This is a genomic window from Oribacterium sp. KHPX15 (assembly GCF_900107835.1).
GTDB lineage: Bacteria > Bacillota > Clostridia > Lachnospirales > Lachnospiraceae > Oribacterium.
Genome location: NZ_FNRG01000009.1, coordinates 15,089 through 37,846, shown reverse-complemented (window position 1 = coordinate 37,846; position 22,758 = coordinate 15,089). Strand labels below are relative to the sequence as shown.

The 22,758-nt window shown below is 42.3% G+C and carries 19 protein-coding genes and 1 pseudogene; 18 read left to right on the top strand and 2 right to left on the bottom strand.

Features of this window, described 5'->3' with window-relative positions; all coding sequences use genetic code 11:
• The first annotated feature begins 4 nt into the window (after nucleotides 1-4).
• Complete coding sequence (locus tag BLV86_RS07510) at nucleotides 5-463, top strand: divergent PAP2 family protein (protein WP_031549520.1); 459 nt, start codon at nucleotides 5-7, stop codon at nucleotides 461-463.
• A 70-nt stretch (nucleotides 464-533) separates the two neighbouring features.
• Nucleotides 534-1,469 (top strand): peptidylprolyl isomerase, encoded by a 936-nt coding sequence (locus BLV86_RS07505; protein WP_442950760.1) that lies wholly within the window; start codon nucleotides 534-536, stop codon nucleotides 1,467-1,469.
• Nucleotides 1,470-1,618: 149 nt separating this feature from the next.
• Here BLV86_RS07505 and BLV86_RS07500 read toward each other — a convergent pair whose 3' ends face one another.
• The gene (locus tag BLV86_RS07500; RefSeq protein ID WP_090816026.1) at nucleotides 1,619-2,476 is read right to left on the bottom strand and encodes a DegV family protein; all 858 of its coding nucleotides are present in this window, start codon (nucleotides 2,474-2,476) and stop codon (nucleotides 1,619-1,621) included.
• Nucleotides 2,477-2,796: 320 nt separating this feature from the next.
• Between BLV86_RS07500 and BLV86_RS07495 the strand changes: the two genes are divergently transcribed.
• Both BLV86_RS07495 and BLV86_RS07490 read left to right on the top strand, forming a co-directional pair.
• The gene (locus BLV86_RS07495; RefSeq protein WP_090816100.1) at nucleotides 2,797-4,278 is read left to right on the top strand and encodes a polysaccharide deacetylase family protein; all 1,482 of its coding nucleotides are present in this window, start codon (nucleotides 2,797-2,799) and stop codon (nucleotides 4,276-4,278) included.
• A gap of 217 nt (nucleotides 4,279-4,495) precedes the next feature.
• Nucleotides 4,496-4,804: a YerC/YecD family TrpR-related protein gene (locus BLV86_RS07490; protein ID WP_029200564.1), complete on the top strand. Its 309-nt coding sequence runs from the start codon at nucleotides 4,496-4,498 to the stop codon at nucleotides 4,802-4,804.
• A gap of 45 nt (nucleotides 4,805-4,849) precedes the next feature.
• Here the strand turns inward: BLV86_RS07490 and BLV86_RS07485 are convergent, their stop codons facing one another.
• Entirely contained in the window at nucleotides 4,850-5,482 is a 633-nt protein-coding gene (locus tag BLV86_RS07485) for a DUF1836 domain-containing protein (protein ID WP_242873262.1), read from the bottom strand.
• 168 nt (nucleotides 5,483-5,650) lie between these two features.
• Here BLV86_RS07485 and BLV86_RS07480 point away from each other — a divergent pair, with 168 nt between their 5' ends.
• The 14 genes and pseudogenes from BLV86_RS07480 (at nucleotide 5,651) to BLV86_RS07420 (ending at nucleotide 22,711) form a co-directional block, all read left to right on the top strand.
• Entirely contained in the window at nucleotides 5,651-8,188 is a 2,538-nt protein-coding gene (locus BLV86_RS07480; protein ID WP_031549511.1) for an ATP-dependent helicase, read from the top strand.
• Between the two features lie 91 nt (nucleotides 8,189-8,279).
• Nucleotides 8,280-8,597: a hypothetical protein gene (locus tag BLV86_RS07475; protein ID WP_081828061.1), complete on the top strand. Its 318-nt coding sequence runs from the start codon at nucleotides 8,280-8,282 to the stop codon at nucleotides 8,595-8,597.
• Nucleotides 8,598-8,694: 97 nt separating this feature from the next.
• Nucleotides 8,695-10,095, top strand: coding sequence for a class I SAM-dependent RNA methyltransferase (locus BLV86_RS07470; protein ID WP_090816022.1), 1,401 nt, complete (start codon nucleotides 8,695-8,697; stop codon nucleotides 10,093-10,095).
• 112 nt (nucleotides 10,096-10,207) lie between these two features.
• Nucleotides 10,208-11,179, top strand: a complete 972-nt coding sequence (locus BLV86_RS07465; RefSeq protein ID WP_090816020.1) for an alpha/beta fold hydrolase — start codon at nucleotides 10,208-10,210, stop codon at nucleotides 11,177-11,179.
• Nucleotides 11,180-11,356: 177 nt separating this feature from the next.
• The gene (locus BLV86_RS07460) at nucleotides 11,357-13,288 is read left to right on the top strand and encodes a hypothetical protein (protein ID WP_090816018.1); all 1,932 of its coding nucleotides are present in this window, start codon (nucleotides 11,357-11,359) and stop codon (nucleotides 13,286-13,288) included.
• A gap of 24 nt (nucleotides 13,289-13,312) precedes the next feature.
• Nucleotides 13,313-13,492 (top strand): annotated as a pseudogene (locus BLV86_RS18750) (hypothetical protein); the annotation flags it as partial.
• A 76-nt stretch (nucleotides 13,493-13,568) separates the two neighbouring features.
• Complete coding sequence (locus BLV86_RS07455) at nucleotides 13,569-13,811, top strand: AbrB/MazE/SpoVT family DNA-binding domain-containing protein (RefSeq protein ID WP_031549497.1); 243 nt, start codon at nucleotides 13,569-13,571, stop codon at nucleotides 13,809-13,811.
• Complete coding sequence (locus tag BLV86_RS07450) at nucleotides 13,812-14,117, top strand: type II toxin-antitoxin system PemK/MazF family toxin (RefSeq protein ID WP_090816015.1); 306 nt, start codon at nucleotides 13,812-13,814, stop codon at nucleotides 14,115-14,117.
• 115 nt (nucleotides 14,118-14,232) lie between these two features.
• Nucleotides 14,233-14,964, top strand: coding sequence for a hypothetical protein (locus tag BLV86_RS07445; protein ID WP_090816013.1), 732 nt, complete (start codon nucleotides 14,233-14,235; stop codon nucleotides 14,962-14,964).
• Between the two features lie 441 nt (nucleotides 14,965-15,405).
• The gene (locus BLV86_RS07440) at nucleotides 15,406-16,467 is read left to right on the top strand and encodes a GTP pyrophosphokinase (protein ID WP_090816011.1); all 1,062 of its coding nucleotides are present in this window, start codon (nucleotides 15,406-15,408) and stop codon (nucleotides 16,465-16,467) included.
• A gap of 111 nt (nucleotides 16,468-16,578) precedes the next feature.
• Complete coding sequence (locus tag BLV86_RS07435) at nucleotides 16,579-19,407, top strand: ATP-binding protein (RefSeq protein WP_090816009.1); 2,829 nt, start codon at nucleotides 16,579-16,581, stop codon at nucleotides 19,405-19,407.
• Between the two features lie 56 nt (nucleotides 19,408-19,463).
• The gene (locus BLV86_RS07430; RefSeq protein WP_175456471.1) at nucleotides 19,464-20,771 is read left to right on the top strand and encodes an ABC transporter substrate-binding protein; all 1,308 of its coding nucleotides are present in this window, start codon (nucleotides 19,464-19,466) and stop codon (nucleotides 20,769-20,771) included.
• Between the two features lie 22 nt (nucleotides 20,772-20,793).
• Entirely contained in the window at nucleotides 20,794-21,804 is a 1,011-nt protein-coding gene (locus tag BLV86_RS07425; protein WP_090816005.1) for an HD domain-containing phosphohydrolase, read from the top strand.
• A gap of 19 nt (nucleotides 21,805-21,823) precedes the next feature.
• Nucleotides 21,824-22,711 carry a PrsW family glutamic-type intramembrane protease gene (locus tag BLV86_RS07420; protein WP_090816003.1) on the top strand — a complete coding sequence of 296 codons (888 nt, stop codon included), beginning with the start codon at nucleotides 21,824-21,826 and terminating at the stop codon, nucleotides 22,709-22,711.
• The last annotated feature ends 47 nt before the right edge of the window (nucleotides 22,712-22,758 follow it).

Below are 22,758 nucleotides of genomic sequence, written 5' to 3'. Positions count from 1 at the left end.
TTAGATGGATTTTATAGTTGAGTTGTTAGATAATTATATGCTTGTAACTGCGATCAGTTCATGGTTTCTGGCGCAGGTTTTAAAAACCATGATTGATGCTTATTTTAATAAAAGCATCAACTGGGAAAGGATGACAGGATCAGGAGGCATGCCTTCCAGTCACTCTGCTTTTGTGGTTTCAATGACTACAGCGGCAGCCATAGAACATGGTGTATCCTCATCGATTTTTGCCATATGCTTTGTGCTTGCAAGTGTTGTTATGTATGATGCTACGGGAGTCAGGAGAGAGACGGGAAAACAGGCTGTTCTTCTCAATAAAATGTTGGAAGATAACCCCTTTAACTGGAAACCGGAAGAGTTTGAGATGAAACTCAAGGAATATGTCGGACATACTCCATTGCAGGTGCTTATGGGAGCTCTTCTGGGTATCCTGGTAGCCTTTTCGGTAAAGACAAGATATTGAGGATTACGATACTAAACAACATATGATTATTACAAGATTAAAAAGAACGATATTGTATTTACTGAGCTGCATGCTTTTGGCATGCAGCTTAGTTTCGTGTAAAGGTGTTGAGATAACCGGCAGGACAGAAGCCATTGATGAGTATACGGAAGCTCAGTGCAGACTGGTTTTGTTTTCCGAAAGGAACAGATATCAAAATGCTTTAGGCACAGCTATTTGGGAGCTGCCGCTTGAAGGTGAACTTGAGACCTCCTACGGACCTTATTTTGTTTCCAGGATGAAGGAGTTTCTTGAGGATATAAAAACATTAAACCTTATAGCTAAAGAGACCGGTATCGTTGCATCTACAGCCGATATGGATACCATAAGAAGAATTTCCGGTGAATTCTATGACGGACTTACGGAAGCGGACAAAAACATTATGGGAAACTGTACGCTTGAAGATGTCATCACCATGTATAACGAATATTTTCTGGCCTGTAAAACAGCCCAGTACTTTGTGTCCGAAGAAGATGAAGAAATAGCAGATGCCGATGTTAAGGTCATAAGGATTCAGGAAATCATAGTTTCAGATAAAGCAGCCGCAGATGATCTTCTCGAAAAGGTTAATGTCAAAGGCGCCAACTTTGCATACTATGCGAGACAGAACAGCGAAGATACAGAAATTGAAAAGACAATTTCAAGAGCTGAAGAACAAAACGCACGATTCAATGCGGCCTTTGCCCTTGAACAGGGCGAGATATCCGGTGTTATCGAGCAGGACGGAAAGTTTCACATCATAAAATGTATCAATTCCTACGATGAGGAAGCTACCGCCGAAAATAAAGTCCTTATACAGAATGCCAGAAAGACAGAGGCTTTTTTTAAGACATTTAATGGCTATACCGATGAACATATCATCAGGTTCAGATCTGAATTCTGGAAAAATATAGACTTGTCTACAGGTAGCGATAGTAAAGCTGAGAATTTCTTTTCATTGTTTGATGAAAATGTAATCTTAGAATGATCATCTAAATTATATTTCATTTAAAAAGGACAGGATAGATGTTAAATCCGTTTATGGATTATAATGTCTATCCTGTCCTTGTTATTTCTAAACCAAGATTTTAAAATGTGGAAGCCGACAGTCTATTAACGAAACATAAGATTCTCTACTTATATAGCGATTACAACTCCGCCATCTTCGGCATATATTGTGGAAACACCCATGGTGTCCGCGATGACGATCCTTCTGAAGCTGGCAAGTTTCAGAAGCTCTTCTTTAACATATTCTGCACGTTCAGGACAATTAACGTGTGTGATGGTTAAAAGCTTATCCTTGGTGTTTTCGGGACCTCCAACACGCTCGATTGCCAGCTGAACCATACGTTTGATGGCCTTGTTGACACCTCTTTGCTGTTCGAGCTTATGTATAACTCCATGAATTGCAACCATTACAGGTTTTATATTAAGGGCAGTAGCCATAAATACCTTCACTGCGGAAAGTCGTCCATTTTTACGAAGATTTTCCAGAGACCCAAGCACAAATAAAATCTGCATGGTTTGTATCTTTTCCTCAATAAGGGTTACAACCTCGTCAAAGCTTTTACCGGCTTCTTTAAGCTCCTGTACACTTATACAGAGATTCAGCTCGCCTGCGGTTGCTGCGTCGGAGCTGAATACTTTTATCTTTTTGTTACTGTCAGGGAACTCTTCTTCATACATTTGTGCGCCCACAACAGCAGCCTGATAAGAACCTGAAAGATGTTCTGAAATGGTTAATATATAAACTTCGTCTGCATCACTGTCAACGATTGCCTGCTTGTAGGCTTCCGGAGAAGGACATGCAGTCTTGGCACCTTCACGTGATTCTCTTGACCGTTTAAGAAAATCCGTCTGATCAAAACTCTCATCATCAATAACAGAATAGGATGAACCTATCTCAAGAGTAAGGGGAACGATCAAAAAATGGCCGTCTGCCTTAAGCTCCGGTGTCAGATCACAACAGCTGTCAGCAATAATTCTATAATCCATATTACCTCCACGTTTCATGACGTAGTTTTCATTACTACATATTATAGCAAATGAGAAAACCATGTCAATGACCTTGCCCTTAAGGTGAATTAGCGTTAAAATTAAAAACCGTATGTACTAAATTTAACGGATGAGGTTATGGATAAATGAGCCTGAAAAATTATTCAAGAAATAACAGCCAGAATCGTGATGACGATATCATAGATAATGTAACACGCATAAACCCGGAAGGATCCGGTCAGAAACAGAGACAGGAACCATCTTATCATAAGGATAATAATTATGGATTAAACAATGCTTCGGATTTGAATGATGATCCTATGGATGAAAGAGCATTTGAAGAACAGCTTCAAAGAAGACGTGAAGAAATCAGAAGCCGTCACAGAGAACGTTCGAGAAAACGTAAGATGAAACGCATCACATATACAATAATTGCGGTAGACATCATATTGTTACTGGTGCTTGGCATATTTATCGGAACAGGAAAACTTAATTTATCATCTGTTTTCGGAAAATCCGGAAACAGTGAAAAAACTGAAACTACAGCGGCTGCTGAATCTGAAGCAGAGACAACCGCTCCCGCAGAGGAAGATCCTGCTATAGTTCTTACGGAACTCATAGCACAGAGCGACAGACAGGCTATGATGTATGACTATGATGCTGCGGTAGAGACATTAAGTACATCGGAATATGCAGAGAGTCCTGAAGTACAGGCAAAGATACAGGAGTATGAAGCTCAGAAGGCAGCATGTGTTCCTTTTGACAACTCCCAGATAACACACGTTTTCTTCCATATTCTTTGCCAGGATACTGACAGAGCTTTTACAAACGATGCAGCCGGTAAGGATTTCAATCAGGTAATGACCACCATTCCTGAGTTTGAGGCTATCCTTCAGCAGATGTATGACAGAGGATATGTTCTTGTTGGTCTTCATGATATGGCTGAGATGCAGACACAGGAAGATGGTACCAGAAAGATGGTGAAGAAGCAGATAATGCTTCCTGAAGGTAAGAAAGCCTTTGTAATGTCTGAGGATGATGTTTGTTACTATGAGTATATGGAAGGTAAGGGCTTTGCGGACAAGATGGTTCTCGATGAGAACGGCAAGCTGAAGCTCCAGTACACAGACGCAGAGGGTAATGTTTCCATCGGTGATTATGATATAGTTCCTATACTTGATAACTTTGTTGAGGCTCATCCTGATTTCTCCTACAGAGGAGCAAAGGCTATCATGGCATTTACAGGCTACAATGGAGTCCTCGGTTATCGTACGGATGAAACCTATGACGAGTCTTCTGAGAATCGTGATCCGAAAATGAAGGCCAATCCAAACATTGCGGAAGACAGAGAGACTGTAAAGAAGCTTTTCCAGGCTCTTGTGGATGATGGTTATGAGCTTGCTTCCCACAGCTGGGGTCACATCAACTTTACTAATAGAGAGCTTGCAGACCTTCAGAGAGATACTGACAGATGGGAGCGTAATGTTGAGTCACTTATGCCCGGTAACTGCGATATCATCCTTTATCCTTTTGGTGCAGATATAGGAGACTGGCATCCCTATACAACGGAAAATGACAAGTTCAATATGCTTAAGGCTGCGGGATTTGATTATTTCTGTAATGTTGACTCAAATCCTGTATGGGTTCAGTATACTGAGGACGCAGTAAGACAGGGTCGTCGTAACCTGGATGGTTACAGATTGTGGATGGACTATTCAGGTGAAGACAACAAGCTTTCAGATATTCTGGATGCAAAAACTGTTTTTGATACAAGGCGTCCTACACCGATTACATGGAATTAAGGGCGTAATAGTTCAGCCGGGGCAGATGCCCCGGCTGAACTGTTACTGTATAATTGAAGTCGGAAATATGTATGCAATTTACTACTTGCAATGGAAAAATCTGAGTGCTATACTACTTTCATATACTAAAGTGTAAAAGCGCACAAATTAACGCGTGAAAATGCTAAAGTGCTTGTGCGTTTTAAACATTTTAAAATATAATAGCAGAGGTTTTGACATGAATGACAAATTAAAGACTAAGGAAGTAGACCATATATTCGACGCAATACTCACTTTGAAATCAAAGGAAGAGTGCTATAAATTTTTTGAAGATGTTTGTACCATCAATGAGCTTCTCAGTATGGCACAGCGTTATGAAGTTGCAAAGATGTTAAGAGAGGGTGAAACTTATCTGAACATTGCTAAGGCTACAGGTGCTTCAACAGCAACTATTTCAAGAGTTAACAGGTCACTGAACTATGGTGCAGACGGTTATGATATGGTATTTGAGAGACTTGGATTTGAGGATAACCTGAAGAAGAAATAAAAAGATGCAGCCGAATCGGCTGCATCTTTACTTTTTCATGAAAGACTATTTTTTCTTCATAGCTCTTTCGGCATTCTGCCTTTCAAGCTCTTTTTCATGAAGTCTGTCCGCGATCTTCTCCATGAGGAGTTTCTTTATAAATACATCCAACCCAAGCTCACACATAAATGAGAAAAGCTGAAGTTCCTCACGATCTTCGTCTGAAAGATCCTTGAACTTAGGGTCATCGGCACTGAAGGAATGAAGGGAAATTCTGTTCATTTCTTCAACTTCGTTAAAGATACGGCTCTTTTCGGCAGCCTCCATGGTAAAGACTTCGTCGTAGATATCTGTGAGACTTATGGAAGACTTTCCGCCGAAATACTTATCATTAAGAGGTTTCAGCAGTGCCTCGATATCATTAAGCTGAAGCATGCCCTTGTAGTAGTAAATAAAGAGAAGAACGAGCATATGATCCCTGTTGTATCTCTTTTTATCAGGTGGAGGCAGGAGCTTGTTTTTGGCATAGTTGTTTATCATGGTTTTGGTCAATGCCTTATCATCGTGATGCCGCTTTATAGGGTCGAGATTTCTCTCCATAAACCCTGTCACCTGATCCATATAGAGATCGAGATTCGGAATATCCTCGGACTTTATATAGTTAAGGGAGTGGAAATATTTAATTATTTCATCAATCATTGTTTTATCCATGCGAACAAGTATAACATAATCTATTTTTTGTCACAATACGTAGTTATAAAAACTACGTATATCTAAAACTATAAACAACGTAGCGAAAGAGAATGACTTATGCTATAATCAACCAACATATGTTTTGATAAAAATATATTTATATATAGGAGAATCATGGAGAATCTTGAAAGCATTTTAAATAAAGAACAGTGTGAAGCCGTACGGGAAACAGAAGGACCTTTACTTGTACTGGCTGGAGCGGGATCCGGAAAGACCAGAGTTCTGACCCATCGTATAGCTTATCTTATAGAGAATTGTGGTGTGCAGCCATGGAACATCCTGGCCATAACATTCACCAACAAGGCAGCCGGTGAGATGAGGGACAGAGTTGACAAGATAGTTGGGCTCCGGGGCAGAGAGGTCTGGGTATCTACCTTCCACTCGATGTGTGTACGTATACTTCGACGTCATATTGACAGACTAGGGTATAATTCGGATTTCTCAATTTATGATACGGATGACCAGCGCACAGTTATGCGTAAGGTTTTTAAAGATCTAAACATTGATTCTAAAAACCTGAAGGAGCGTGCGGTTCTGGCTGCGATTTCAAAGGCAAAGAATGAGGGGTTGACACCGGTTGAGTATCGCGATCAGATTTCAGGTGGAGATTACAATGAAAAAAAGATAGCTGAATGCTTTACCTTGTATGAGAAAATACTTCATCAGAATAATGCTGTGGACTTCGATGACCTGCTCCTGAAGACGGTTGAGCTGTTCGATACAGAGCCGGAAGTTCTTGAGTATTACCAGGAGCGCTTTAAGTATATCCTGGTAGATGAGTATCAGGATACCAATGACATCCAGTTTAACCTTGTGGATAAGCTTGCGGGGAAGTACAAAAACATCTGTGTTGTTGGTGATGATGATCAGAGCATTTACAAGTTCCGTGGAGCAAATCTCGAGAATATCCTTTCCTTCGAGAAAAGTTTTCCCGGGGCAAAGGTCATAAAACTTGAGCAGAATTACCGTTCAACGGAGAAGATCCTTGATTGTGCCAATGCTGTCATCGCCCACAATACCGGACGCAAGCAGAAGCGCCTCTGGACCGATCATAAAGGTGGAAAGGATGTCACCTTTAAGGAATTTGACGGAGCCAATGATGAGGCCAATGCTGTTATCCGTGAGGTAAAGGACTGCGGAAGATCCTATCACGATCAGGCCATCCTTTACAGAACCAACGCCCAGTCACGACTTCTTGAAGAGCAGTGCATCAAGATGAATGTCCCCTATCAGATCATCGGTGGAGTTAACTTCTATCAGAGACGTGAGATAAAAGATGTACTGGCATACATGAAGATAATTGCCAATGACTCTGACAATGTGGCATTTGAACGTATCATAAACGTTCCCAAAAGAGGTATAGGTGAGGCCACTCTTGAAAAACTCAGGGTTTTTGCTGCAGCAAATTCCACTTCGGAACATACGGTTACTATGTATGAAGCGGCTACAAAGGCAGGGATCATTGGCATAGGCGGAAAAGCCGGAAAGATGCTTCAGGAGTTTGTTAACATGGTGGAGAACTGGAAGGATAAGCTCCGCTATGCAGGTTACCTCAATGAAAAGGCAGTGGATGAGGATAGTTACTCAATTCAGAGGCTTATTGAATCCATCAGGGATGACTCAGGTTACGGAGAAGAAATCAAGCTTGAAGGTGTCGTAGAAGCAGAGACAAGGTTCCAGAATATCGAAGAAATCATTAGCAAGGCATCTGACTATCAGAAGAATGCAGAGGAACCTAAGCTCAGTGAGTTCCTGGAGGAAGTTTCACTGGTTGCTGACATTGACCGGAAGGACGACAATACGGATCTCGTTACACTTATGACCCTTCACGGCGCAAAGGGACTGGAATTCCCGAAGGTTTATCTGGTGGGTATGAGTGACGGACTCTTCCCGGGCTATAAATCCATGAACGAGCATGATGACCTGGAAGAGGAGAGACGACTTTGCTACGTGGGCATCACGAGAGCACAGGATGAACTGGTCATGACTTCCGCAAGAACCAGAATGGTCAACGGCAACTACGAGCGTATGAAACCCTCCATGTTCATAGATGAGATACCGGATGAGTTATGCCAAAAGACAACCTTAAACAGATACGGCGAAGACGAGATGCCGTTTGCGGATGCTTTTGGCGGAGGATCTTTCGGAGGAGGTTCCTTCGGAGGCAGCTCCTATGGTTCCGGAAGCTACGGTGACTATAGAAAGAGCAGGCGTGAAAATCAGAGATATGATGAACGCGACGAGTACCGCCATGACGATGATTTCGGTAATGTTATCGGCGGCAGAGGCAACAGCCATTCCGGAAGAAACAGCTCCGGAGGTTTCTCAGGTGGAAGCTCCGGCGGCTTTGGCGTGAACAGCTACGGTTTAAGCGGCATGGGTTCAACGGGGTATACAGGCAGAAGCGGTTCCTCCTATGGCTCAGGCAGAAAGTCAGGTTCCGGAATTCCCAAGAGTCTTCAGACAACAGGTGTCCAGAAATTAAGCAGCCTTGACTATAAAGTTGGCGATACCGTAAGTCACATTAAGTTTGGTAAGGGAACAGTACTTTCAATAGTCGATGGCAAAAAGGATTATGAGGTTACTGTTGATTTTGAAAAGGCCGGACAGAAAAAGATGTTTGCAAGCTTTGCCAAGCTGAAGAAGATTTAACAATATTTTTATTATTTTCCAGGTTTGATGGTAAAAATACGTCATAAATGTTATAATTTCCTCATATCAATAAAAAGATCGGAGGTATCTCATGGACAGATTTGATATCGAAGCGTTAAGAGATAATGCAAAGGAACTTACACATAATATTAAAGCTTACAGAAACGATGCAAGAGATCAGGCAGAGCTTCTCCTTCAGAAGCTGAAATTACAGAACTACATGGAGCAGAAAAGGGATGATGAGAAGCTTAAAAAAGTTCTCATGACACTTCTTGCTATCATAGGAATTGTTGCATCCATAGCTTGTATCGCATATGCTGTATATCGTTTCGTAGCTCCTGATTATCTTGAGGACTATGATGACTATGAGGATCCTGAAGAGGATGATGACGTAGTTGTTGAAGATTAATCGAAACTTGGAGATTAGTGTTTTAAAGTCTTCTGACTCTGTTTGGAGTTGGAAGACTCTTTCTTTTCTTAAATTTATATTTCAAGGAGATTTATAGATGGATTTATGTTCCAATGCAGAGAGATGCGGTGGATGTTACTATCAGGGTACATCCTATAATGACGAGATCAAAATAAAAGAAAAGCAGCTACATGAGCTTTTAGAGCCTGTAATAAGAACCGATGACTATATATTTGAGCCTATAGTTCCATCACCTGTGAACGAAGGCTACAGAAATAAAATGGAGTTTTCCTTCGGGGATTCGGAAAAAGACGGACCACTTACATTGGGACTTCACCAGAAGCACAGCTTTTTCAACATTATCAATACTGACGGCTGCTCACTTACACATAAGGATGCAGACTATATCGTCAGAGCCACAAGAGAGTACTTCTCAAAGCTTGAGATTACCTATGAGCATAAGAAAGCGCATGAAGGGTATCTGAGACATCTTCTCTTCAGAAGAGCTGTTAAAACAGGGGAGATACTTGTGGACCTCGTGACTACTTCCCAGTGGGACAGTGCCATGAGAGTTCCGGCTCCTCAGGAAGTGATCGAGCAGCGGGCAAAGGAGCTTGATGAGTGGTTCAACAGAAGATACAGTCCCAAGGCTCAGAAGAAACATAAAAAACCGGAGCCGGACAAATACATAAGAGTTAAACCATCTGTGTCAGAAGAGGAGGTTCTTGAGGGCTGGAAGGATATGCTTTTAGGACTCAAGGAGGAAGGCAAAATAGAGGGAACCTTCGCAGGTATTCTTCATACCATCAATGATTCCCTTGCCGATGCAGTCACCGATATGGGAACCACCGTGCTTTATGGTAAGAATTATTTCTATGAAGAGATATTGGGTCTCAGGTTCAGGATTACCCCCTTCAGCTTTTTCCAGACCAATTCACTGGGAGCAGAAAAGCTTTACAGCAAGGTAAGAGAGTACGCAGGCTTTATTGAGCTTCAAAAGGAACAGGAAAATGGAGACATTAAAAAACCTGTGATCTATGACCTTTACTCAGGAACCGGAACCATCACACAGCTTATGAGCAGCGTTGCTTCAAAGGCCATCGGTGTGGAGATAGTTAAGGAAGCCGTTGCTGCGGCAAGAGAAAATGCTGAGCTTAACGGAGTAACCAATTGCGATTTCATCGCCGGAGATGTCCTTAAGGTTATCGAGCAGGGCGGAAGACTCATTAAAGAAGACGGCACCTATGAGGACGCACCGAGACCTGATTTCATCATCCTTGATCCACCGAGAGACGGCATTCATCCGAAGGCACTGACAAAAATCATAGACTACGGCGTTGATAAGCTGATCTACGTTGCCTGCAAGCCAACCAGTCTTGCAAGAGATCTGACCCCGCTTCAGGCCGCCGGCTACAAGGTTGAGAAGCTTTGTTCCGTTGATATGTTTCCGCGAACAAACAACTGTGAATGCATCGCATTACTGATGAAAGATAAGTAGCATAGTTATCCACCGGGGACGGTTCTCACCGGAGATAACCGTCCCCGGTGGGTGTGACCCGGGCACCGCACCGAAAACGTCGTTTCCCCGGAACCATTATGGTGAGTTGTATATGAAAAAGAAATTATCTAGTGTTTTGATTTTGATTCTGCTTTACATTTGTGTTTTAACCGGATGTAAAGGAGAAGTTAATATCTCTGAACAAAACAACAAAGCAGAGACTACTTACGAATACTCTGAATATCCTTTGGAAAGAAACGGATTGAATCTTCATCTTGATTGCATGTCCGTAAGCGGAAAGGAAACCGGGAAGGACATCCTTCTTATCCATGGAGTTACGTACTCGTCAAATGAGTTTGATACCGATTATGAAGACTACAGTCTGGTGAGAAAACTGGCTCAGGACGATTATAGCGTATGGCGACTGGATATCGCGGGATTTGGTCAGTCTGAAACTGTTGTAGACGGCTTTGTTCCCGACTCTGATTATGCCTCAGATGACATTGCTGCCGCCGTAAACAAAATAGTTGAGGTGACAGGACATGACAAGATAGATGTTCTGGGATGGAGCTGGGGAACGGTGACCGTCAGCAGATTTGCTTCGAAAAATCCGGAACATATACGAAAGCTCGTTTTGTATGCGCCTATCCTTACAGGTATTGGTGAATATGAAGTGACAGAAGCATTTCACCACAATACATGGGAACATGCAGCGGATGATTTCCAAAGATGCGAGGACGGAACATTTGACTACTCTATAGCAGACAAGAACGTCATTGAGATATTCTGTTCAAACTGCTGGCACTATGACGGGGAGTATAGCCCCAATGGCGGAAGAAGAGACATTTGCGTACCCAAAGACACAGATTTGATCGACCTGAAAAAGCTGAAAAATCCTACGCTGATTATTTGCGGAGGAAATGACCCGTATCTAAACTATGATAAAATTCATGGCGCAAATGAAATGTTACCGGAGGGTTCGGAGGTTCAGGTGATTGACGGTGGTTCTCATGTGATCATGATTGAAAAACCGTATTATCATGAATTCCGGGACAGACTGATACAATTTTTACATAAAGAGTAAAAATAAGAAGAGGGCAGATAGTTATGGCAGCATAGCTACCTGCCATTTTTTTGTAGATTGATAACATCATTTTATATAGCAATAGACTATAAACTCCGTCCTCATAACCCTGAAAATACGATATACTATTATCTGTAATCCATAGAACATGGATCAAAGGAAGTGGAGAAAAGAAAAATGAGAAAAAAGACCATATTAACAGCGTTAATGCTGATATCAGCGGACCTGCTCCTCGGTGGATGCGCAGGCAATGTACCGCAAAGCCCGAAAGACAGCACACTGCAGAAAGAGAGTACACAGCAGAGTGAGAGCGCCGGGAGTGAGGGCTCCGGGAAAAGTGATTCTGGGGAAAATGCAGATCCCTCAGGACCAAAAACAGACTCGGATTCAGAATCAAAAGCAGACTCAGGCTCACAAGCAACAGATGCAGACTCAACCACAAAATCTGACTCAGAAACCCTCAAAGTCCCCGCCTCAGAAAAAGACCTTTTCACCTTCATGTCCGGCGAATGGAATCTCACAAATCCTGTAACTCATGAAGATTACGCACATATAGAAATCTCGGACAACGGTTATTTCAAGTACGGCTACACAGGCTCTGATGAAAGATGTACCGGAGTGTTCACGCCGGATCACCAGTACAAGGGAGAAGAGAACGTACCTCTGTCATTTGCTCTCAGTGTGTCGGGCCTGGATAAGATGACATTTCCCGACACGGGATATCTTGCTCCGGACGACGGATACGATTCCACTTATGCGAAGCTGTATTACGGAAACTGCGACGGAGAAGACTACATATACATGGAGGAGACAGGAAACGGAGATTCCTTCATGAGTTCCGTGCTGCTCCAGGATCCCAAATATCCGGACGAGACATTTTCACTTGGCTCAAACTCATTTATCATGCACAGAGAGAGTAGCAAGGCTGCTAATGCTTCTGCCGAAACTGATACCTTTTACGCATGGATATGGAAAGCCGACGATAGCGGCATCTGGGCTCAGGAGATGAAGCCCCTTACCTGGGATGATGAAAATGAATACACCGGAAACCCATACACCGCAGCGGCCTTTATGCCAAAGGAAATGGGTTCCAAATATTATAAGTATTCCAACAGTGTCAACAAGAAGCTGCTCCTCAACGAATACAACCTCGAGCTGGATTTCCCGAGATATATGTGCAGGCTGACAGTTAACTCAGACGGCAGTCTCAAGGATATCGAAGAGGTGGATAATGCTTTCTACGGAATGTATGACTTAGGAGACCTGGAGCCGGAAGTAAGCTTCGAGGGAATGACATTCCACTTTAAAAACAAGTTTTATGACCTTTCCAAACTGGGAGCAGGCAATGCCATCCTGGACGTGTTCCACGCATACGGTAAAGAAATCATAGATTGCCATGTAAGCCCGCACATGAGTGAATACTATATATATGACAGATTCCTGGGGGAGCTTTGCCCGGAGACCATACAGGGCACTAACCTTATCTGGCTTGATGATGATTTCACGACTGCCATATATTCACAGGGGAATGACGTAAGAGACCTTTGCGGAGATCTCATGTATCATTCGAATTATGATGAGATCCTGGACCTTGCCTTCATAGAAGATGGCAAAAAAGTCAGATGTTCGGCGATCAAATCAGGGGATAGTAAAACCTATGAAGAAGTCTTCGAAATGCCTGAAAGACTTGATGGTGCCATGAATGCTTACTGCACGTTTGCAGACTCTGGAAGAGCAAGCGACTACAGAAAGTTCATGGAGTATGCTCCTAAAGACGCAGTCTTCTTTGTTGCAATAGACCCTCAGATCTGGACCCGGAATGTATTTAACATGCAGGATGTGATAGAGGAAGGGGCCGAGAACGATGTCCTGGTCGTTGCATTACAGGATGATACCAAGACTGATGTATATGAGGGTGATAAGCAGCTCACCTATACAAAGTACCTGAACAAGGAGCGATGCGCCATGTACAGGATGACTGTTTCCGAAGGCATGCCCCGCTACACCGTCAAAGTCACCACACAAGATCAGGGAAAAGAGAAAACCAAAGATTGGCCTGTAACAGAATTCAGCGGAAAAACCTACACCCATTGCAAGTTTTTCAGTTGAGAATCGCACCCCCGTCTCACAAACACCATGAACAGGAAAGTAGAAGAAAATATACCACAAAACGGTGTCGTTGTGTCGATCGGTTATTCCGTGCTGGAAGAGGGAGACCACCATGTCAGGGACATATTTGAAAGAGCCGATAAAATGATGTATGCGCGCAAGCAGGAACTTAAAGCTATGGGCGCGAAAACGAGGGAATCCTAATAACCACCGGGGACGGAATATTAGTTGATTTTTCGGCCTTGCGGATATACGATGTATATACAAGGAGGAGATACATATGCAGACTCAGGTAAAAATATGGGGCAATAGTCAGGGAATCAGAATCCCTAAGGAAGTGCTTCAGGAAGCAGCTATTTCTGTAGATGATGTTCTCGATGTAAAGGTATCTAATGGAATGATAATGCTTGTTAAACCTTTCAGACATAAAACATTAGAAGAACGCGCTGCTGAATACGATGGAAAGCTTAATTTGGACGGTGAATTTGACTGGGGTGAAGCGGCAGGAAGAGAGATTTGGTAAATGAACGAAGAATTAAATCAGGGAGATATTCTTAAAATCGAGCATATCAGAAAACCTGTTCTCGTTGTAAGTAAAGATTTCTTTAATCAGACCTTTGAAATAATTGGTTGTCCTATTTTTGAAACAGGTGAAGCAGGACCATTGCATATACATATTAAGGCTGAGAATGTTGAAGGTTATGTACAATGTGAGAAGCTGGCATTGCTTGATTTGAATGCCAGAGGCTATACGAAAATAGATAGAATACATTATCCGGATATCATCAATATAACTGATGCTATTCAGGGTATATTCGACTACATTTGATGTGAGATTCATGGGAGAGGGGATTACAGATTTATGGATGTTATGATTCTGAACCGAGTGTCAAAGAACCGTGTCTTTATGAAAGGTTTAATTTCTAAATAAATGAGAGGTTGTTATGAAAAAGAAAAGTATCATTATAATTGCAGCCGTTGTTGCTGCGTCGCTTTCTGCATGTGTAGGCAATAACAGTATCGCAGTACCTGAAGCAAGTACCAATGCCGAATCAAGTGTTGCCGAGTCAACTGTTGCAGAATCAAGTGTTTCCGAATCAATCAATGATCCTTCGACTCAGCCCGATGCAAATATGCGTGAGGACGAAACAATACCTGAGGAAAAGATCGATATCGATATAAGTGATTGTAAAGATTTTGAACAGGTTATCGATAAACTCGAAGCTGATATGGGATATGCTGAACTAAAGATAGGTGGTACAGATGTGCTGCTTGTGACGCCCGGAACATTCAAAGGTGATGATAAAGGTACCAGAGCTGCTACTGTTGCAGAGGTATACTGGATAGATAAAGATAATAATTTAAAAGATGGTGGTCATGTCAGATCCGGAGGCACTGCGAATCCCCTCACCGCCGCAGGAGATTACATTTATGCCAGCGGACATCATTATGTAAAGAGGTATACATTAAACGATGATAACCTCGTGATCGATCTTGAGGCTTCAGAAAAATTTGATGAGAAGGGTAATGTCACCTATTACCTCCGTTCAGAACTTCGGGATGTTGATGCAGATGCAAATGGAGAAGTTAAAGACGATTCTGCGCTCAATAATTTAAATAAAGAAATGTATGAAGCAGATATTATCGGATTTACTGTGATATCAAAATCAAATTAGACGTTATTGAGTGATTACTGGACAGAAGGTTCGAAGGCATTTCCATGAAAAATGATTTCAAGACCATATACGGAGATGGAGTACAGAAAGCTTCCAATTCATAATAAGATTCTTGATGAACCTGGGGGACGGAGTCAGTATCCACCGGGTACGTTTCTCGCCGGCGAGAAACGTACCCGGTGGATTTTTTAGTGTTGAATTTTCTTCCAAACATATACTATATGTAAAAATAATTTTCAAATTCTTAATTAAGCTGCCAATATTTGTAGTATACTAAAGACTATAGGAGGAGTGGGTTATGTTTGAAGTGAAATTTGGAACACCGAAACCGGTGACGTTCAGGGAATACAGTAAATATGGCGATAATGTGGTGGAGTCAGACCTTCCTGATCCCTGATAACCTGAGGATAGACACTCGCATACAGATATGGAGAGACGGATATGATTTATACCAGAGATCGGGAAATAGAAGATTTGATAGAAAAATACCGGGCATTGGAACCGGTTATGGAAGAGCGGCTTAATGATACTTTAAGAGAGCTTGGCAGCTCAGTCATCTACGGCATCACCCATAGAATCAAAACAGTGAAATCCGTAAAGGGAAAGCTGGATAGGAAACCGGACAGGTATCATAGTGCTGAGGAGCTTCGTGACATCCTTGGTTTTCGTGTTATTTGCTATTTTGAAGAAGGGATAGATATGGTCGCCGGGAAAATTGCGGAAGCATTTCGAGTTGACATGACGAGATCAAAAGACAAAAGAAATCTCATAGACCCGACTTCCTTTGGATATCTTTCACTTCACTATATCATCGCACTTCCGGATAGTGACGAATATCCCGAAGAATTTCGTGATATGTGGGTTGAAGTACAGATCCGCACCTTACTTCAGCACGTTTGGGCAGAAATAGAACACGATATCGGATACAAATCAACCTTCACAACGCCACGTGAGGTTAGAAGGAATTTTTCAAAAGCAGCAAGTCTCCTGGAAACAGCTGATGATCTTTTCTCAGGAATTCACAATAGTCTGGTTCATTATAAACAGGAAGTTATCAGCAGTATAGAAAACGACTGTGCCGACAATCTGTATTTGGACGCTATAACCATCGCTGAGTTTACAAAAAGAAGCAGATCCTATCAGAAGCTTCTCAAGGAGATAGCAGCCATTACCGGAGCCACTGTAAACGAAGCGAATCCAGAATCACAGCTTATCCAGCTTGATTTCCTTGGAAAACGTACACTTGGGGACCTCGTTCAGATGATCGAAAGAGAGCATGATACCGCACTCCGCCTTGCTGAAGATAAGCTTGGCGGTACAGACCTTGAAGAGCTTTCCTCCACCGTCGCCTATTACTATCTTTACAGGGCAGAACTTGTAAACAGTGACTGCAGTCCCGAACGGATCAGGGAGTTTCTGTCACTTACCTCAAAGGACCCAAAATATATTGACAGAAATGTGCAGTGGATACTGAAGGTTCGTTCCGACAACAACTCCGTATAACCATATGGAAGTGCCCGCTTACCCGTTTAATATATGCCTGATTTTCGCTGATATAATAGGAATCGGAATAAAAATACTTTGAGTTTTCTTGATGAACATGGAGGTGAAAGCTTGAAAAAATCGAAGGTCATTGCTATCAATCTTATGATCATGGCACTGATACTTTTCTTTATAATTAAATATGTCAATACAAAGATGAGCGAGAGCAATGCGAATGCGGTTGAAGCTTTTAAAAAAATGACGATTTCCGCAGAGCAGATCGTCACCAACTACCTTTTTGACGAGCAGCATCTTTGTGATATCTGGGCAAATTACATCAATCGTTCCGCAGATGCGGGAACACCCATGACTGCGGAGGAAGCTATATCATTTATCAGAAAAGCGAAGATATCTCCAAGTATATACGGACATCTGATATTTCCTGAGGATACTTTAAAAAACGGTATATCTACACACCATGCATTGAAGGATCCGGAGGATTATTCGGTTTCATACCGCAATATCGATCTCTTTGGCAATACTTTTGACATTGGTAAAGAAGACGGTGTCGTAAACCTTACAAGAGCATATACGAACCCTCAGAACGGGGTACAGTCTATTGCCTTTATGAATTACGTTAAGGTTCTGGATGAAACAACGGGAGATCTTAAAGAGGCGATCCTGATGCGAGTCGAGCCGGTAAGCTCTCTTGAAGATAAACTTGTATTCTTTAACGGTGAGTATGACAGAGTTGAGATTTCACTCATTAACAAGGACGGAGATTATCTGGTTCATGGCAAGTCCCTGAAGAATTCCAATTTCTTCGAATATTTCAAGTCTTATAACCAGGCAGACAGCACCGTTTACAATAACATGACTCAGGAAATAACCTCGGATCTAGGTGCCATGAAGATGCTGAATTCAAAAGGAGAGGAATGTATCATTTCCCATATTCCTCTGAAATCACTTAATGCCTGGTATCTTCTTGCATATATACCGGCACGGGAGCTGGTTGCCAATACCGTAGTTGACTGGCTGCTTCTTGGCATGGTAACCCTGGGATTACTGGGATTACTTGTATTTAATTACATTATACTCATGACCTACAACCTTAAACTATCTGAAGCTGCGGTGGCTGCCAATCAGGCTAATGAGGCAAAGTCCCACTTCCTCTCCACCATGTCCCATGACATCCGCACACCTATGAATGCGATACTGGGACTTAATGAAATGGTGCTTAGGGACAGTCATGAAGAGGAAATCCTTGCATATTCGGAAAGCATCAGAACAGCCGGAAAAACTCTGTTGGAAATTATAAATGACATACTCGATTTTTCAAAGATAGAAGCAGGTAAGATGGATATACACAATGCAGACTATAATTTTGTTTCAATGCTTAATGATCTGGTAAATATGGTTCAGACCAGGGCAGAGGAAAAGGGACTTTTACTTAAACTTGATGTGGACAGGAATATCCCGATGGTCATGAACGGAGACGAGATACGTATCAAACAGGTTATCACCAATATCCTCTCAAATGCTGTAAAATATACAAAGGAAGGATCCATCACCTTTAAAGCCGGTTTTAAAGAAGAAGGTCCGGAAACCGTAAGGCTACTGATAAGTGTTACGGATACCGGCATAGGCATCAAGCCTGAAGATATGAAGAAACTGTTTATGGCCTTTGAACGTATAGAAGAGCTTAAGAACAGAAATATCGAGGGTACAGGTCTAGGTATGAGCATTGCACAAAGCTTTCTCAATATGATGGGCAGTCACATAGAGGTGGAAAGCGAATACGGAAAGGGATCCACATTCTCCTTCGAGCTTGTTCAGGTTGTAAAGGACCGGACACCTATAGGAGATTACGAGGAAACCTTCAGAAATTCTGTTTTGGAAAGAAAGAAATATAAGGAGTCCTTTACGGCGCCGGAGGCACGGATTCTGGCAGTGGACGATTCCGAGGTCAACCTTTTCGTTTTCGAAAACCTGCTTAAACGCACTAAGGTGCAGATAGATACAGCCACCAGCGGAGATGAGGGAATAGTACTTTATAAGCAGAGAAAATACGATGTCATATTCCTGGATCATATGATGCCTGATAAGGATGGTATCGAAACACTTATGGAAATGAGGGAAACACCGGGTACGCTCAATGCCCGGACACCTGTAATCTGTTTTACGGCTAATGCTATTTCAGGCATGCGTGAAATCTACATTAGCTCAGGCTTTGATGATTATCTTACTAAACCTGTGGATCCCGGACGGCTTGAGGCATTACTTCTTAAGTATCTTCCGAAGGATAAGATCGCTCCCGCATCCGAGGAAAAAGAGGAAAAAAGTCAGCTTATTCCGGAATTCATTTATGGTATCGAAGCAATCGATGTTAATACGGGCTGTAAATATTGCGGTAGCGATAAAGTCTATATGAGCACGTTGGAGAAGTATCTGGAAAATGCAAAGAAGAACAGAGAAGATATAGAAGGATACTTAGCTGCCGGAGATCTCAAAAATACAACGGTCAAGATACATGCGTTGAAGAGTTCTTCACGTCTGATAGGAGCTTTGAAGCTTGGAGATTTTGCGGAACGACTCGAAAAAGCAGGCGATGCCGGTGATAAAGCTACTCTTGACAAGGAATTGGGAGAACTTCTTGATCAGTACGGAAAGCTCGTAAGGGAACTTGAGCCACTTCAGTTCTATAAAAAAGCAGCGGAGGCTGAATCGGATGCTGCTGATGATAGACCTGTTATATCCGAAGATGATTTGAAGAAGGCATATAATGATATCAGAGAGAGCTGTGATTCCTTTGATTATGACAATGTAAGTGACATTGTGGAATCTCTCGGAAAATACAGATTGCCGGAGAATGAAAAAGGCAGGTTTGAAGCATTAAAAAAAGCTGTTGATGATTTTGATTATGAACAGATACCGGGGATTATTTCAGGTGAAGAGCAATAGAGTATAGGGTTCTGAAAAAGACCCGGAGTTAGATTTATATGAGGGGAGGCAGTATTATGTTGAGATTTTCGAGATTTAAACGAAGTATATTGATTACGGCAACAGCTTCATTAATGTTGTTTACTGCATGCGCGCAAAAGCCGGATAACAGCGGAGAGTTCAAGCCCGGATTAAAAACCGATACGGCATGCTCCATCAAGGTGGCAGGTAACTATTCAAATTTCGAATCACTAGAAAGTGAATTTGAGAGGTTTTATGAATACTATCCAAACGCAAGTCTGAATTATGTTTATTTGGATGATTACAATAACACTATCTCAAGTGCACTCATGAGTGATGAAGCACCGGATATCTATGTTACGGCATCATGGATGCTGGAGGATGACAAGATGGGTCCTGTTTTTGAAAATGCAGAGATCCTTTCCGATCCGTCCCTTAAAATAGATCTGGACTGCGTTCGTAAGGGGGCCAAACTCACCTTGGAAAACGGAGATATCAACATGCTTCCCATATTCACAAGATCCTACGGAATGCTTGTGAATATGGATATATTTGAGAAAAACAACCTGAAGGTTCCGAACAATTACAGTGAGCTCGTGGATGTATGTGATAAGCTTAAGGCGGCAGGCTACGAAACCCCGATCATGGGGGCCAATGGGACAACAGTGGCAGGTATGTACTATGCCTTTGACTTCCCGCTTTTCTGCTATGATGTCATAAAGAATCCGGAATCGGCAGCACCTCTCAATGCTATGGATAAGTCCGCAGGAGAAATGATGCGTCCCGCCCTTTTGAAGCTGAAGGATTTTGTGGACAAGGGATATCTGAATCCCGGACGATGCTCAACGGAAATAGAGGATGATTATAATGCTGTAATAATGCGCTTTTTCGAGGGAGACGTTCCCATGATGCTGGGAAGCGGAGATATGGTTTCCGGTACCTTGAAGCGTGAGAGTAAATCAGAAAAGTTCCAGTCGAATCCGTTTAAGTATAAATTCTATGTTGTACCAATCGGAGACGATGGCGGGTATTTCCTGGATGCAGTCAACCTTTTCTTCAGTGTAAATAAAAACAGCAGTAATCTCGATATGACCAATGAATTTATCAGGTTCATCATGAGAGAAAAAGAGCTTGGAAATATGGCTCAGATTAAGAGACTTATTACTCCGACAAATGATTTTTCTCTGGATGAGGTATATTCGTCTCTCGAAGGATTCCCTGAAGATAAGTCCTTCAGTTATCAGGAAACAGGTCTTAATGATGCCGTAAACAAGGAGTTTCGTGCAGCAGCCTACAAGGTTGCAAACGGTACACTGACTGTCGATGAGGCGGTAGCTCAATACGGTAGTTTGTGGGAGGATTAATCTTCCAAAGAAAGGAAATTAAATGGAAGAGCGGGTAGTTATTGTTGATGATGATGCCATCATATTGAAGAGTGCAAAAACTGTTCTTTCGGAAGCCGGGTTTAAGGTAACCTGCCTTAAAAGCGGCCGGCTTTTACTGGATTACGTTGAGAAGAATACCATTGATATGCTTCTTCTGGATATTAAGATGCCGGATCTTGATGGTTTCGAGACATTGAAGCTTCTCAGGCTTTGGGAAAAAGAAAACTCAAGGAAAGAAATCCCGGTAATTTTCTTTACTGCCGATGATGATTGTCACTCCGAGACTATAGGTCTTTCAATGGGTGCCATGGATTTTATCAGAAAACCCTTTGTGGCTGAGGTCCTGACACTACGTGTAAGACATCTTCTGGATCTCATCAGGCTTCAGCGGGATCTGCATGCGGAAGTTGAAAAGAAAACCAGAGAGATAGAAGGTTTATCCATACATATAGTTCAGACTCTTGCGGAAGCAATCGACGCCAAAGATACATATACAAAAGGACATTCCAGCAGGGTTGCCGAGTATTCCAGGGAAATAGCCAGAAGAGCAGGCTATACAACAGAAAAACAGGAAGAAATATACATGATGGGACTTCTTCATGATGTCGGGAAGATAGGCGTCCCCAATGCTGTTATCAATAAACCGGGCAGACTTACGGATGAAGAATATGATATTATAAAAACACATCCCGGAAGAGGTGCAAAGATACTTCAGAACATTGAGGAAATGCCTAAACTGGCCATCGGAGCCCGCTGCCATCATGAACGCTACGACGGCAGGGGTTATCCTGACGGAATATCGGGAGAGGATATTCCCGAAGAGACCAGAATCATTGCAGTTGCAGATGCTTACGATGCCATGACCAGCAACAGAAGTTACAGAGGTGTCCTTCCGCAGGATGTTGTCAGGAGTGAAGTTGAGAAAGGTTCGGGAACGCAGTTTGATCCAAAGTTTGCGGCAATTATGCTTGAGATAATCAAAGAAGACGTTGATTTCAAACTGCATGAATAAAGATCGGGTGTGAGTAATTATGAATTGTCAAAGATGCGGTACACCGCTGAGAGAAGGTGAGAAGTTCTGTCCGCAGTGCGGAACTCCGGTTATAGTACAGAAGCAGACTTTTGTGGTCAGACGTATGCCTGTACTTCTTATCATCGTCCTTACCATGGGATTTCTTATAAGTGCATTCATTTTCGAGGATGGGGATGCCAATCTTGCTGTGATGCTTTCCTGTGTTCCGGGCATAATTCTCATGTTTCTTATATACCGGATGGATCGCATAGAGCCGGAGCCTGTGGGGTTGATTCTTAAGCTTTTCCTTGTTGGGGCATTTATTGCCACATTTTTAGCAGGTACGATTGAATCCTTCCTTGGCATGTTCATAGATTTTCTGTTCTCATGGGATCCTATAGTTTACAGCTTTATGGAAGCTTTTGTTCTTGCTGCCGCAACAGAAGAGCTGGTAAAATATCAGCTTCTCAAATCCATCACATGGAAGCATCCTGCCTTCAATTACCGTTTTGACGGTGTTGTTTACAGTACCATGCTGGCCATAGGTTTTGATATAGCAGAGAATCTTCTTTATCTCGCTGACAATGCCCTAAGTACAGCCTTTATGAGAGCAGCATTTCCGGGACACTGCGTTTTCGGAATATATATGGGATACTACTATGGACAGGCAAAGTCTCATGAATTGCACGGGGACCCGGAAGGCGCCAAAAAGATGAGAAGGAAGGGACTGTTCATAACGATCCTTATCCACGGAGGCTACGATTTTCTTTGTATGCTTGGCAGTATTTCGGAGTCTGAATTTGCACAGATAATCATAGGACTTCTTCTTTTGTTTGTCATGGTGGCGCTTAATGTAACAGCTTATAAGAATATCAAGAAATATGCGTATTATGATTCTCCGGTGTGATTAATCAAACAATTATTATCCTATTTCAATCCATAAAATAATCAAAC